This window comes from Sporosarcina sp. FSL W7-1349 (assembly GCF_038003045.1).
Taxonomy (GTDB): domain Bacteria; phylum Bacillota; class Bacilli; order Bacillales_A; family Planococcaceae; genus Sporosarcina.
The window spans coordinates 587826-602010 of the sequence record NZ_JBBOOK010000001.1; the positions used below are offsets into that span (position 1 = coordinate 587826).

Genomic DNA, 14185 nt, shown 5'->3' on the forward strand with positions numbered 1-14185 from the left:
ATTCCGTCACATGAAATGTGATTTTGGATGATGGAACAAATAATTTCAAAATATATACAGAGGCGAGGAGAAAGCGAAATGAAAAAAGTGTTAATGCTTCATGGAATCAACCATAATATGTTTGGAAAAAGGGATCCTATCCAATACGGAACAGTCACGTTAGAAGAAATCGATGCAGGGATGAAGGAACTGGCGAAGGAACTGGGAGTAGAAATCGAAAGCTTCCAAACAAATCATGAAGGTGAAATGTGCGAGCGCATTCATCAGGCGTATTTTGAAAATATGGACGCCGTCATTATTAATGCAGGCGCTTGGACACATTATAGCTATGGTTTGCGGGATGCACTTGCCATTTTGGAAGCTCCTATTATAGAAATTCATATGTCCAATATCCATGCAAGAGAGACGTTTAGACATCACTCTGTTTTTGCGGAAATTGCAAAGGGCCAAATTTGCGGTTTTGGCCTAGAAAGCTACTACTTAGGTTTACGCGCAGCGGTCGCAGCGATCAATGAAAAATAATCCCGTATGATAAACAATGAATAGGCATCTCTCCAATTGGCAAAGCCTAGGTTCTGCATATGGAGAGATGCCATTCTTTTTTAGCTAAATATTTAAAAGCTGAGTCCGTCTTCTCTAGAAGTGTTCAAAAGCAGGTGAAACCCATTGAAATGAATCTTGAAAACCCTTGCAACTGTAAGCTATGATAAAAGATATAAATGGAATAATATTGTTTTTGTCTTTATTCAGTTGTTGAAAACAAATAGTCAAAATAAAGATAATGCTACTGGTGCATGTCACGGATTTTTCCGAGTCACAAAACGCCGGAGACAATTGATATTAATTAGGGAGCGTGCCAGAATGACTTCAACAGAGCAAGACAAGGGAATCCGTTCACTGCAACGAGCGATTGACTTGTTGGAGTGTTTTACAATGGAAGAAAGGGAACTTTCCTTGACCGAGATTTCAAAAAAAATAAAACTAGCCAAATCAACAGTCATTCGACTCCTCTATACATTGGAATTGAATAGCTTTGTTGAACGGGATCCCGTAACGTTTAAATATAAATTGGGAAAGCAATTATATTTTATCGGGAATATCGCCGGCCAATCGATTGAAATACGAGAAGTTGCAAAGGAATCAATGCGAAGACTGAGGGACAAAACTGAGGAAACTGTAAACCTTTATGTTTTGGACAAGGAGAGCCGAGTTTGCATTCAGCAATTCGAGAGTCTGCAATCCATTCGTCATATAATTAAAATTGGCGAAAAATTACCATTAACATTAGGGGCGACGGGTAAAGTAATTTTAGCTTACCAACCTGAAGAATTTATTGAAGAAGTGTTTAAAAAAGAAAATCCGAAAAGAGATTTCTATGAATTAAAACAAGAGCTACAGGAAATTGTGGAGACCGGGTTTGCGCAAAGTATCGATGAGCGGGAGGTTGGTTCTTCCGCGATTGCAACGCCAATTTTTGACGTCAACGGCCAAATGATTGCTGCTTTATCTTTATCCGGGCCAACCACTAGATTCAAAAAAGAAGTGATTGAGCAATGGAGAGATGAACTATTGCAATGCGGCTTGAAAATTTCAACGAACCTGGGTTTTCAAAAATAGAATAATTGAGCAGGGAAGAGAGGGGACGCGCAGGTGGATTATCAACAGCTACATAATTTCCAAACGCTAGCAAAAATTAAAAACGTGACCCGGGCTGCAAAGGAACTTTCTCTTACACAATCAGCACTAAGTAAATCGATTGCTCGTTTGGAAGATGAAGTGGGTGTACCATTATTTGAGCGGAATCCACGTGGAGTCAATTTGAACTCATTTGGAACTTTGTTTTTAGAGTATGCAAACCGTGCGATTGAGGAAATGAACAATGCAAAAGAGAAGATAAATGAGATGATTGATCCGTCCAAGGGAATCATTCATTTTGGTTTTATCCCCTCATTGCGTCCTTCTTTTGTTCCCAACATTATTCAACTCTTTTTAAATGATAATCCGAATATACGGTTTCAATTATCACAAGGGCATACTGGGAAAATCATTAAACGACTAGGAGCAGCAGAAGTAGATTTAGTATTTTGTTCTCCGCAAAAAGAGATGGAGAATATTAGTACGTTTCCAATTATTGATGAAGAGTTGTTTTTAGTCGTTCCCTCCTCTCATCGGCTTGCCCACCGAGAAGAAGTAGAACTGGCAGAAGTTGAGAATGACCTGTTTGTCCATTATCATTCAGACTACCCATTGCGGCATGTCATTGACGAGTTTTGCCAACGAGCTGGTTTTCTTCCCCAAGTTGCAATTGAAGGCGCTGAGGATGAAATTATTGGAGGGTTAGTTGCTGCCAATTGCGGCATTGCATTAATGCCTGCTACTCAAGGACTAGACCAAACGAAAATATCGATGTTACGCGTCACACAACCGCAATGCAGACGACTCATTGAAATGGCATGGCGAACAGACAGCTATATGTCGCCAGTAGTGGAACGGTTTAAGGATTTTGTAATCCAAAATATTTTAAGAGTCGTTTGAATATTTAGTTGAATAATTGAATTTAACTTTTTGAGACCTGGAGAGATTTGATCCAGGTCTTTTTGTACTTCTCTGTTTGGGGGATTCCTTTTCTTTCCCTCCTGATCGAGCTAGTCCTTTTCGTCATCGACTCTATTATTTTTATTCATTTTTCATTAATGAAAAGCCAGGCTATACTTTTATTAAAGATCAGAATAATTTGATAGAAAAAATTGAATTGTGAGGGGAAGACATGAATCCTACGACACGAACGAATACGGTAAAAATGATGAGTGCAGAAGAAGCTGTGGAGCGAATCCCTTCCAACGCAACGGTAGCCTTTCTTGGTGCCGGAGGGGGAATTGCAGAACCGACCGCCGTCATTAAAGCTCTGGCCAAACGGTATAAGGAAACAAAGGCACCCCGTGATTTAACACTCTATTATTCGACTGGCCTCGGGGATCGTGGAGATCGGGGGCTGTCTCCGTTAGCTCAATCAGGTCTTGTGAAACGAGCAATTGGCGGACATTGGGATCAGTCGCCTCGTCTTGCTGAAATGGTTGCTAGAAATGAAATTGAAGGCTACAACTTTCCGATGGGGGTAATGAGTCAACTGCTGCGTGCTGCGGCTGCTGGACACCCTGGATTATTAACACATGTTGGGATCGGAACATTTATCGATCCGCGTCAATCAGGCGGGAGATTAAATGAGCGCACGACAGAAGAATTAGTAAAGATTTTTGAAATCGAAGGTAAGGAATGGTTGTTTTACCCCGCCATACGTCCTGATGTAGCAATTATTCGTGCTACGACTGCCGACACGGATGGATATCTGACGATGGAAGATGAAATAACTTTTCTAGATATTCTTCCTATGGCACAAGCCGTGAAGAATAATGGAGGCATGGTCATCGCACAAGTGCAACGACTGGCAAAGGCTGGAACCTTGCATCCAAAGGATGTAAAAGTACCGGGATATCTCGTTGATGCAGTAGTTGTTGTTCCCGAGCAGCCCCAGCTTTATTCCGGTGCAGTGAATCGATTTATGTCAGGGGATTTCATTGCCGAAATTGGGGAAATGGCTATACCTCCATTAAGTGAGCGCAAAGTCATTGCGCGACGAGCTTTATTCGAAATTAGTCCTGGAGACGTCGGAAATGTCGGGGTTGGAATTTCGGATGGGATTGGCCTTGTTGCGCAAGAAGAGGGAGTTGGCGATGAGTTTATATTGACTGTTGAAACAGGGCCGATCGGCGGAGTTACAGCTCAAGGTATCTTCTTTGGGGCAAGTATTAATAATCGAGCGGTTATTGATATGCCGGCTCAATTTGATTTTTATGATGGGGGAGGATTGAATATTTGTTTTCTTAGTTTTGCGGAAGTAGATCAGGCTGGAAATGTCAATGTGTCTCGTTTTAACGGAAAAATTGTAGGAACAGGCGGATTTATAAATATTACATCAAATAGCAAGAAAGTGATCTTTAGCGGCACTTTAACGGCAGGCGGGTTGCAAACTGAAATTGAGGATAGTTCCGTAAAGATTCATCAGGAAGGAAGATTTCAAAAGTTTGTCCCGCAAGTTGAAGAGATTACATTTAATGGTACCGAGGCAATGAAGCAAGGAAAAGAGGTTCTCTATATCACTGAGCGTGCTGTTTTTGAATTGACACCTGAGGGACTAGTGTTAATTGAAATTGCACCCGGAGTAGATATTGAGAAAGACATCCTTTGTCACATGGGCTTTCAACTGCGAATTTCCCCCAATTTAAAAACAATGGATTTTCGTTTGTTTTTAGAAGAGCCAATGGGAATTCGAGAACAATGGTTGAATCAAACATTACGTAACCAATTTAGTAATCAAAAGGAGGAAGTCAAATGACAACACATAAAGTACCCTTTGAAATTGGCGATACAATTTCTTATACAAAAACAATTAGTGAGTCAGATGTGTATTTATTTGCAGGGATTACCGGAGATTTCAGCCAAATGCATATGAATGAAGAATTCATGAAAACCACTCCATATAAAAAACGGATCGCTCATGGTGTTTTAACATTTGCTCTAGGTTCTACGGCATCCACTCTTATTCAAGTTCAAGCGAGAGCTAAGATTCCAAGCGTTTCCTACGGATATGATCGGCTTCGCTTTACAAATCCAGTCTTTTTTGGAGATACCTTAACAGCACATTATACGATTGAAGAAATTGATCATGAAAACTTAAAATCATTTGCTAAAGTAGAAGTATTGAATCAAAAAGGGGAGCTTTGTACTGTGTCCCGGCATATTTTGAAATTCATACCTTGAGAAATAAGAGTTGAACTCCGCCGAGTAATGACTTTCTTTTTAATGCTAAACATTTTTACGAAAAACCAAGAAGAGATACAGGGAGAAGTCGAAATAAGTCCGGCTAAAATTGGAATACCCTGAAAGGAATTATAGGAGCAACCTTTCCAAGTGCAAAAGAATTTAGATGTCTTCTGCGTCTTTTATAATTTAAATTTGATAAAGAGGTGGATTTTGTTGAAGATTTGCATTGTTGGTGCTGGAGCGTTGGGAAGCACAATTGGTGGAGTGCTTGCCGAAAGCGGATCAGAGGTGTATTTAATTAATCGGAGAGAAGAGGTTGTCGATGCGATTAATAAAAACGGATTGATGTTGCGAAACGGTAAAACAGATCGTGTTGTAGCTGTGCAAGCAAGGACAAGTTGTGCTGGCATAGGAGCTGTAGATTTAGTCATTGTGTTGGTGAAGTCCTTTCACACTAAACAGGCGATCGAAAATGCGCGAGACGTCATTGGCGAGAATACAATAGTGCTATCGTTGCAAAACGGACTTGGAAATGAAGAAGTTATTGCTGAAATAGTTGGCGAGGAACGGGTGATTGCCGGCAAAACATACGTTGGTGGTGTGGTGCTTGGACCGGGACATGTTCAAGCAACAACAAAAGGGAAACAAACATACATTGGTGAACTGGACGGGCGGATCACCGAACGGGTGAAGCGAGTTGCCAAAGTGTTTGATCGTGCAGGATTATTGACAACTGTCACATCCAATATTATAGGGATTATTTGGGATAAATTATTGATTAACGCTGCAACTGGTCCTTTGTCCGGTATTACACGTTTACCATACGGTGGTTTGTATAAAGTCCCTGAAATAAAGGAGGCAGCGTTCGCTGCTGTATTAGAAGGTATATCGGTTGCCAAAGCTCATGGTGTAAGTCTGGATACAGAGGACCCGGAAACAATTTGGTGGAAAGCTGCGGAGGGGTTGCCGGATGAGTTTAAGACCTCTCTCCTACAAAGTATTGAAAAAGGTTCAGAGACAGAAATCGATTATATTAATGGAGCGATTGTTCGTTGGGGGGAGAAACGGAATATCTCAACACCGGTAAATAAAACTCTCGTAGCCAATATAAAAGGGATCGAATATGCGCTGCAATATTGCGAAGAATAGGTAAGACTTCTATTAAGAGAAAGAAAGCAGGGTGCCATCTTGGTTTATCAGAAAAAATCATATGTGGAACATATCGCGGTTAGCGTAAAAGACATATATTGGTATATTCGATTTTTTGAGGAGGCATTGGGAATGCCCGTTGTGAATTGGATCGGAAATCGAGAGAATCCGGACCAAGCATGGTTAGCTGGCGGCATACAGTTAATATCTGATTCATCGAATCCGAATAGTAGATTGGACCATATTGCTATTGTAACAGAGGATCTCGAAAAAGCGGTTTATGAAGCGATGATTAGAGGTGGTAAAAAGTTTCACAAAGGATCAAATTGGATTGAACTTCCTGATGGGCTCGTCATTGAGCTGATTCAGCAAGCAGGCTGTGAAGTGAATGATTTTTTAAATGTAAAAGTGAGCTACGTTCCATGACGAAAGCTTATTTATTTTTTTATACTACTCCTACTAATGTTAAGAGTTTATAAAGATTTTTTTATCGCCTTCATAAACAATCTATTGAATGTTAGACTGCAAACAGAAGCATCCGCAAATTGTTGCGGGTACTAGTTCGTTGCAGAAAGAAGGTGCTAATGTTTTGGGAAAACAAAAATCTAACCGAAGCCTAAAATCGTTGGCCGAGCTATTTCTCGTATCGACGAGACTGGGTCTTACTTCATTCGGAGGCCCAGTTGCCCATTTGGGATACTTTCATGAAGAATATGTACGAAGAAGGAAATGGATGGATGAAAAGAGCTATGCCGATCTCGTGGCATTGTGTCAATTTTTACCCGGCCCCGCGAGCAGTCAGGTTGGGATTGGAATCGGCGTTGCGCGGGCGGGTGTCTTAGGCGGGATTATTTCATTCATCGGCTTTACTTTTCCTTCGGTATTGGCCCTGGTCGTATTCGCCTTGTTATTGCAAGGGATGGATATCGTGGAGGCTGGGTGGATCCATGGTTTGAAACTTGTAGCCGTTGCGGTTGTCGCTCATGCCATTGTTGGAATGGGGCAGAAACTGACACCCGATGTTAAACGGAGAACGATTGCGCTTGTTGCCTTGGTTGGCACTGTTTTATGGCAAACTGCCTATATGCAGGTAGGTGTGATGCTCTTGGCTGCTTTGCTAGGCTATCTTTTCTATAAGGGAAAAGGAGTGGAGGAGGGGGCGGCTCACACATTCCAGATTTCCCGGCGTTTTGGCGCGGCTTGTTTAACATTGTTTTTCGGCTTGCTTCTAATTCTACCATTATTGAGAAGCATGAGCTCCTCCCATTGGATCGCTGTGTTCGATAGTTTTTACCGTTCCGGTTCCCTTGTTTTCGGGGGAGGGCATGTCGTCTTGCCGTTATTGGAAAGGGAATTCGTGCCGACCGGTTGGGTGAGTGCGGAAACTTTCTTAGCCGGATACGGTGCGACGCAAGCGGTACCCGGCCCTTTATTTACATTCGCTGCCTACTTGGGGACGGTCATGAACGGTTGGCAAGGGGGGATCGTCGCGACCATCGCGATTTTTCTACCGGCCTTTCTTTTAATCTTGGGCACGCTGCCTTTCTGGGATGCGTTACGGCGCAGCCCGAAGATGCAAGGTGTTTTGATGGGCGTGAATGCCGCTGTCGTTGGTCTGCTCATCGCTGCCTTTTATCAACCGATTTGGACGAGCACCATCCAGTCGGCGATCGACTTTGCGATTGCCGCCACTCTGTTCAGTATGCTGGCCTATTGGAAGCTGCCTCCGTGGATCATCGTTGCAACCGGAGCGATCGGCGGCCTACTTGTAGCGAACATCTAAAATGATATGGTTTCGATGATGAGGACTCCTGCTACAGGATCCTTATTTTTTCATATTTAAGGTTGGAAAAATGAAAAAAAGTTCCTCCTGAGAAGAACTTTTTTCCATCACTTGCTTTTGATCTTACCTGTCCATTGACGGAAGCCACCTTGCAAATGGAACAGTTGGTCATATCCTTTTTTCTTAAGGAATAAAGCCGCCCGAGCACTTTTTCCACCATTTTGATCATATAGGAACACCCGCTTGTCCGGACGGATTTCCTTGTAACGTTGGCGGAACTGAGTATATGGAATATTGCGCGCCCCTAAAATATGGCCTGCATCAAAATCTTTCGGTTCCCTCACATCGATCAATTGTGCTTTACGATAGCCTTCAATGAATTGCTCTTGTGTCAAATCGGTGACCGCTTTGCGAAGCCGGATTGCCGTCACGATGAAATAAATGATCAGACCGGCTGCCAATGCGATTAATACAGTTAATTCCACTAGCCCTTTCTCCTTTCTCTCTCCGTATTCATTATAAAGATTTATTGGCACTTGTTCAATGAGGATGATAAAATGAAATGCGTTGCAATGGGAGGGGATTCTATTGGAAAAGATTGTATGGAATTTTATTAATTCAGGGAAATGCACGCCATCCTTCAATATGGCGCTCGATGAAGCGCTGTTGGAATGGCATAGTGAAGGGAAAATCGGACCGGTTCTTCGCTTTTATGAATGGGAGCCTGCCACCTTGTCGATCGGGTACTTTCAGCGGGTCGAAAAAGAGATTGATATGGATCAGGTGAAGAAGCTGGGTCTTGGTTTTGTCAGACGACCTACCGGCGGCCGGGGGGTCCTCCACGAGCATGAACTTACATATAGTGTGATTGTCAGCGAATCGTATCCGGACATGCCGGAAACCGTCACGGAAGCATACCGCGTCATTTCGGGCGGTCTGTTGGAAGGGTTCCGAAACCTGGGGTTGGCAGCAGAGTTTTCCATACCGGATACCGAAAAGTCCAGGGCGGATTTGAAAAAACCGAAAAGTGCCGTCTGCTTTGACGCACCTAGTTGGTATGAACTCGTCGTGGAAGGCCGGAAAGTGGCAGGAAGCGCACAAACGCGGCAAAAGGGTGTCATCTTGCAGCATGGGGCGATTTTAATCAGCTTGGATGAAGAGAAGCTTATTTCGCTTTTCAAATACAGATCGGAAGAACATCGGGAGCTGGTGCGCATCGGCCTGCCGGAAAAAGCGGTGGCGATCGATCGGTTGATGGACCGTCCCGTAACGGTCGAAGAGTGTGTGAAGGCCTTTTCAGCAGGTTTTGAAAAGGCGCTCCATATCCAATTGCAACCGCTGGAATTGACGGCGGAGCAACTGGACTATGTAGAAGCCATCGAACGGAAAAAGTATGCGAATGACGACTGGACATTCCGGAAATGACCGATAGAACTTTGGTTCTATTTTACGAAATAGAAGCAAGGAAAATGCCGGATCCATCATGTTTGGAAATTAACAGCAAATTATTTTGATTGAAGCGAGTTTCAATATGTTGTAGATTAGGTATATACATAACACAACATGTTGTGTTTCGTTAGACGTTGCTAAAGGAGGATCCGTTAATGGTAATGGTTTCAAATCAACAAGAACCTAGTTTGAACAAGTCGCAGTTGAACGCAGATATCGAGAATTTCCCGCAAGTCCATCCAGTCACGGACGATATGAAAATTGAGCATAGCGGGGTTTCCCGCCTCGTCATGATCGATCGGTATTCATTCAAGGACACGGAGAAAAAGACGTTGAAAGTCGGGGATTTTGTTGTGCTGACTGTCAAGGAAGACCCGAAATTCCCTGCACGTGGCCTCGGTTATGTCGCTTCCTTGGATCGAGAGGAAGGCAAAGCTGATATTTGGGTGGAAAAGGAGTATCGCTCTGCGATTGACGATCCGGAGGAACAAGAGAAGGGGATTGTTACCAGACCGCTTGATGTCATTGAAAAGCCGCTGGAAGTGTTCTATGAACAGATTGCCAAGCGGAACGCATCCGGGCTCGCCTCAGTTGAAACGACAGAGGAAGGGCAGAAACAATCCTTTGATCGGTTCTATCAAGAGTTGGCTGGTCTAAATTTCATCCCGGCTGGACGAGTTCTTTATGGGGCAGGATCGGAAACGGAAGTAACGTTCTTCAACTGTTACGTCATGCCGTTTGTCGCTGACTCGCGCGAAGGCATCTCCGACCACCGCAAGCAAGTGATGGAAATCATGAGCCGGGGCGGCGGTGTCGGAACGAACGGTTCGACATTGCGCCCGCGCAACACGCTGGCAAGAGGCGTGAATGGGAAATCATCCGGATCGGTCTCTTGGCTCGATGATATTGCGAAATTGACTCATCTTGTGGAACAAGGTGGATCGAGACGTGGCGCTCAAATGATCATGTTAGCGGATTAAAAATATTGATTACTGTTCTAACTTCCAAATAACATACAAAACCTCTATAATAGAAACAAATGTTCTTATAGGGGGCTGCTTATGGAACTTACACACGAGTATCTCTATCAACGTTACGTAGTAGAAAGGGCAACAGTAAGTCAAATATCAGCGGAGACTCAATTCACTAAAGATCAAATTAAAGGTAAACTTAGAAGATTCGGGATACGTAAAAGGCCAATTAAACTTACAGATCAACCATATGACGATAAAGACTGGTTATACCATCAATACATGGTGCTTGAAAAGGGATATACAGTCATCGCCAATGAAGTTGGAGTAAGTTACACCACTATTTTAAGTCGCATCCTACATTATGGTTGGCCGGTTAGAGGTCATCAAGATATCGACAAGGGTGAGCCGCGAAGAGGGACGAAACATGGTGAAGAATCTTTGTTAAAAATCCGCCAATCCCGTCAGCGGAAAAGAGTTATGACAAAGTGTACTTATTGTCAACTCAAAATAGAATTGGTTTTATCGTCCTTTAAAAAATACCGAAATAACTTCTGTAATCAAGTTTGCTTTAAAAATTATCTTGAGGAAAATCGAGTTGTTCCAGATAGAATTACTGATTCTGCCGAATATAAGCACTGGAGAATGAAAGTTTATAAAAGAGATGGATATAGGTGTAAAATGCCTGGATGTTATTCTCAATCAAGAGATATTGCGGCGCACCATATTTATCCCAAGAAAAAGTATCCTCAAATCCAGTTTGAAACTTCTAACGGAATTACCTTGTGTAAGCCATGCCACGAAAAAACCTATGGAAGAGAAGAACAGTTTATAACAATGCTAGTCCGCGTCGTCCAGACAATGGGCGACTAGAAAATCGGGTGAATTGCGAAGAACTCCTTAGAGGCCATTAAGCTACAACGTGACCGGAAACGGTGGGCGTGAATGCTTAAAAATTAATGGCATTGGACAATCCGCAGCCAAGCACCGCAAAAGGTGAAGGTTCAACGACTATCGAAAACATTCATAGGGAATGGAAGTAGAGTAGGGAAGATACAGTTCTTTCCGAAGCGCCCGACCCCTAACAGATAACGCTGAGGGTGATGATATAGTCTACTCCGTCTGCTGCTTGCAGAGAAATATCCTGAAAAGGACGGTATTTGGGTGGCATCCTGACATTTGTGAGTTCATCATCTCGAAAATGCAAAATCCGCGTATTTTACGCTATTTATTGGAAAATACGGAAGATGAACTCATCAAGAAACTAGCGAACGAAAAACTGAAATTCAAACCGCTGACAGCGCAGGAAGAAGCGATGTATCAAGGAATCCTGAACTATCGGACCATCCCTGGCATGGGCGGTTTCAACGAAGCTATCCTTCGGGACGCGGAAACGAAGCTGCGCGACGGAGGAACGTATTCTGTCCACAATCCAGAATTCCTAACGGGTGCGAATATCTCTGTCACCTTGACCGACGATTTCATGAAGGCGGTCGAAGAGGATGGGGAACATCAGTTACGCTTCCCGGCGGTGGAGAAATATTCACCGGAAGAAATGGAAGTCTACAACGAAGAGTGGCATGAAGTAGGAGACGTCCGCGAATGGGAACGCCAAGGCCATGAAGTTCGCGTCTACCGGACGATGAAAGCCCGTGCGCTTTGGGATCTCATCAATATTTGCGCGACCTATTCTGCAGAACCTGGCATCTTCTTCATCGACAATGCCAACGGCGAAACGAATGCCAAAGCGTATGGCCAGCAAGTCGTGGCTACAAACCCATGTGGGGAGCAACCTTTGGCGCCATACAGTGTCTGTAATTTAGCTGCCGTCAACCTTGCTGAAATGGCCGATAAAGAAACAAAAACGGTCAATTACGAGAAACTGATTGACACGGTCCGAGTCGGTGTCCGCATGCAGGATAACGTCATCGATGCGACACCATACTTCTTAGAAGAGAATAAAGTACAAGCACTCGGGGAGCGCCGTATAGGTCTCGGTGTCATGGGGCTTGCAGACCTTCTTATCTATTGCGAGAAACAATATGGCTCCCAAGAGGGCAATGAACTCGTTGATAAAGTGTTCGAAACGATTGCGACGACAGCCTATCGCGAATCGATCGAACTGGCGAAAGAGAAGGGAAGCTTCCCGTTCCTCATCGGCAAGACGGAAGAAGAAACACGGAGCTTGCGTGAAGCGTTTATCAATACTGGCTATATGAAAAAAATGCCGGAAGATATCCGGCAGGCGGTCCTGGAACACGGTATCCGGAACTCCCATCTACTAACTGTTGCTCCAACGGGGAGCACTGGAACGATGGTTGGCGTCAGTACCGGCCTTGAACCATATTTCTCCTTCACGTACTACCGGAGCGGACGTCTCGGTAAGTTCATCGAAGTGAAAGCGGAAATCGTGGAAGAGTATTTGAAACGGAATCCGGAAGCGGATCCGGACAACCTGCCGGACTGGTTCATTTCGTCGATGAGCCTAGCGCCGGAAGCACATGCGGATGTCCAGTGCATCATCCAGCGCTGGATCGACAGCTCGATCTCGAAAACGGTGAATGCACCACGCGGCTATACGGTTGAACAGGTCGAAAGCGTCTACGAACGCCTGTACAAAGGCGGCGCGAAAGGCGGCACGGTTTACGTGGACGGCAGCCGGGATTCTCAAGTGCTGACATTGAAGGCGGAAGAGAACGAAATCGATTCCGATTATGTGGAAGAGGTTGTCGAACAACGGAAAATCGTCCTCGTCAATACAATCCAAGACTTGCGCTCCACGAATGTCACAATCGGCTCTGAAGTCGGGAACACCTGCCCGGTCTGCCGACAAGGGACGGTCGAGGAAATGGGCGGCTGCAATACATGTACGAATTGCCAAGCTCAATTGAAATGTGGTCTATAATCAATAGTGAAAAAAGTGTCGCTTGCGGGCGGCACTTTTTCTATGAATCAACTACGGGGGTTGCCATGAAAATTCATTATCATTTAACCGAAGAGGATTTTGTGAATTTCAATCTGTACCATAGCCGTCATTCGAAGGCGGCCACCCGGCCATTGATGATGCAGCGTATCGTTTCACCGATTCTCTTTATCGCGGTCGCATTTCTTTTTTCCAGGATAGGTGAGATTCCGCTTCCGATTTCGTTGTCGACATTCGGTGTGTTGAGCGTTCTATGGATTTTATTTTACCCGAAGTATTTTTATCATTTGATCAAGCGAAATGCGAAAAAGATGATCCGAGAGGGAAAGAACGACGGTTTACTCGGTGACCATACGATGAGCTTGTCGGAGGAAGGTCTTTCCGATTCCACCAGCAATGGCGAAACGAAGCTATCCTGGTCGGGAATCAAAGAGTTCAAAGAGGATGCCCATTATTTCTATCTTTATAATAGCGCGGTCAGCGCCTACATCTTGCCGAAACGGGAACTGGAAGACCCGGAGGGGGCGAAATCCTATTTGCGATCCCGGATCGGACTGTAACTTTCCGCCCTCCAGTCCGTCTACCTCTTATCATGAGGGGGCAAAGGATATGAACTATAAGGGATTTGCAATGGCTGTTCTCCTGCTGACGGGATTATTCGGTTGTTCAGGAAAGCTACCGCCGTTGCCAATGGGTGAACCGCCGGAAACGTCCATCCAGATTGGCGATGACACATACGCAACGAAGCTCGGTACGTATTGCTGGGGGACGAAATGTGTGGACACGGTCGGTCCGGTGGAGATGCTCGGGGAGACGGAGCCGATTTCCGCAAAGCCGGGTGAGACGATCTCGTTTGAAGTCGATCACCGTCCTGGACCGTCTGCTATTCACGTCGAACAGTTCGCGGACGGGAACCAAATAGAAGTGCCGGCGAAGGACAATCAATTCCCGGCGCCGACGGAACCTGGAATTTATTATTATTCCATCGGAGCTTGGTGGATGGATGAAGAAGATGAGAACCTTTCACACGGCGATGCGTTCTATGCTTTTAAAATTGAAGTGCAGTAAATGAAAAAGAGCGTCGCCCAA

At 44.4% G+C, this 14185-nt stretch carries 13 protein-coding genes and 2 pseudogenes; 14 read left to right on the forward strand and 1 reads right to left on the reverse strand.

What is annotated here, in order from left to right; genetic code table 11:
• The first annotated feature begins 78 nt into the window (after positions 1 to 78).
• The 8 genes from aroQ to MKY41_RS02915 all read left to right on the forward strand — a co-directional run bounded on the left by aroQ (position 79) and on the right by MKY41_RS02915 (position 7753).
• Positions 79 to 522 carry a type II 3-dehydroquinate dehydratase gene (aroQ, locus tag MKY41_RS02880; protein ID WP_340743612.1) on the forward strand — a complete coding sequence of 148 codons (444 nt, stop codon included), beginning with the start codon at positions 79 to 81 and terminating at the stop codon, positions 520 to 522.
• 339 nt (positions 523 to 861) lie between these two features.
• A complete protein-coding gene (locus MKY41_RS02885) occupies positions 862 to 1617 on the forward strand; it encodes an IclR family transcriptional regulator (RefSeq protein ID WP_340745616.1) in 756 nt (251 codons plus the stop codon).
• 33 nt (positions 1618 to 1650) lie between these two features.
• Positions 1651 to 2535: a LysR family transcriptional regulator gene (locus MKY41_RS02890; protein WP_340743613.1), complete on the forward strand. Its 885-nt coding sequence runs from the start codon at positions 1651 to 1653 to the stop codon at positions 2533 to 2535.
• Between the two features lie 232 nt (positions 2536 to 2767).
• Positions 2768 to 4393 (forward strand): acyl CoA:acetate/3-ketoacid CoA transferase, encoded by a 1626-nt coding sequence (locus tag MKY41_RS02895; protein WP_340743614.1) that lies wholly within the window; start codon positions 2768 to 2770, stop codon positions 4391 to 4393.
• On the forward strand, positions 4390 to 4818 hold the full coding sequence (locus MKY41_RS02900) for a MaoC family dehydratase (RefSeq protein WP_340743615.1): 429 nt from the start codon (positions 4390 to 4392) through the stop codon (positions 4816 to 4818). The genes MKY41_RS02895 and MKY41_RS02900 overlap by 4 nt, the downstream gene beginning before the upstream one ends.
• A 150-nt stretch (positions 4819 to 4968) precedes the next feature.
• Positions 4969 to 5970, forward strand: a complete 1002-nt coding sequence (locus tag MKY41_RS02905) for a ketopantoate reductase family protein (RefSeq protein ID WP_340743616.1) — start codon at positions 4969 to 4971, stop codon at positions 5968 to 5970.
• A 132-nt stretch (positions 5971 to 6102) separates the two neighbouring features.
• The gene (locus tag MKY41_RS02910; protein ID WP_340743617.1) at positions 6103 to 6396 is read left to right on the forward strand and encodes a VOC family protein; all 294 of its coding nucleotides are present in this window, start codon (positions 6103 to 6105) and stop codon (positions 6394 to 6396) included.
• Between the two features lie 163 nt (positions 6397 to 6559).
• Positions 6560 to 7753, forward strand: coding sequence for a chromate transporter (locus MKY41_RS02915; RefSeq protein ID WP_340743618.1), 1194 nt, complete (start codon positions 6560 to 6562; stop codon positions 7751 to 7753).
• Positions 7754 to 7860: 107 nt separating this feature from the next.
• Here the strand turns inward: MKY41_RS02915 and MKY41_RS02920 are convergent, their stop codons facing one another.
• Complete coding sequence (locus MKY41_RS02920) at positions 7861 to 8220, reverse strand: rhodanese-like domain-containing protein (protein ID WP_445683315.1); 360 nt, start codon at positions 8218 to 8220, stop codon at positions 7861 to 7863.
• A gap of 178 nt (positions 8221 to 8398) precedes the next feature.
• On the opposite strand from MKY41_RS02920, the gene MKY41_RS02925 reads away from it, so the two are divergent.
• The 6 genes and pseudogenes from MKY41_RS02925 to MKY41_RS02950 all read left to right on the forward strand — a co-directional run bounded on the left by MKY41_RS02925 (position 8399) and on the right by MKY41_RS02950 (position 14164).
• Positions 8399 to 9178, forward strand: coding sequence for a lipoate--protein ligase family protein (locus tag MKY41_RS02925; RefSeq protein ID WP_340745617.1), 780 nt, complete (start codon positions 8399 to 8401; stop codon positions 9176 to 9178).
• Positions 9179 to 9357: 179 nt separating this feature from the next.
• Positions 9358 to 10179 (forward strand): annotated as a pseudogene (locus MKY41_RS02930) (ribonucleotide reductase N-terminal alpha domain-containing protein); the annotation flags it as partial.
• Positions 10180 to 10263: 84 nt separating this feature from the next.
• On the forward strand, positions 10264 to 11046 hold the full coding sequence (locus MKY41_RS02935) for an HNH endonuclease (protein ID WP_340743620.1): 783 nt from the start codon (positions 10264 to 10266) through the stop codon (positions 11044 to 11046).
• 292 nt (positions 11047 to 11338) lie between these two features.
• Positions 11339 to 13078 (forward strand): annotated as a pseudogene (locus MKY41_RS02940) (vitamin B12-dependent ribonucleotide reductase); the annotation flags it as partial.
• Positions 13079 to 13143: 65 nt separating this feature from the next.
• Complete coding sequence (locus MKY41_RS02945) at positions 13144 to 13656, forward strand: YcxB family protein (protein ID WP_340743621.1); 513 nt, start codon at positions 13144 to 13146, stop codon at positions 13654 to 13656.
• A gap of 49 nt (positions 13657 to 13705) precedes the next feature.
• On the forward strand, positions 13706 to 14164 hold the full coding sequence (locus MKY41_RS02950; protein WP_340743622.1) for a hypothetical protein: 459 nt from the start codon (positions 13706 to 13708) through the stop codon (positions 14162 to 14164).
• Positions 14165 to 14185: the final 21 nt, after the last annotated feature.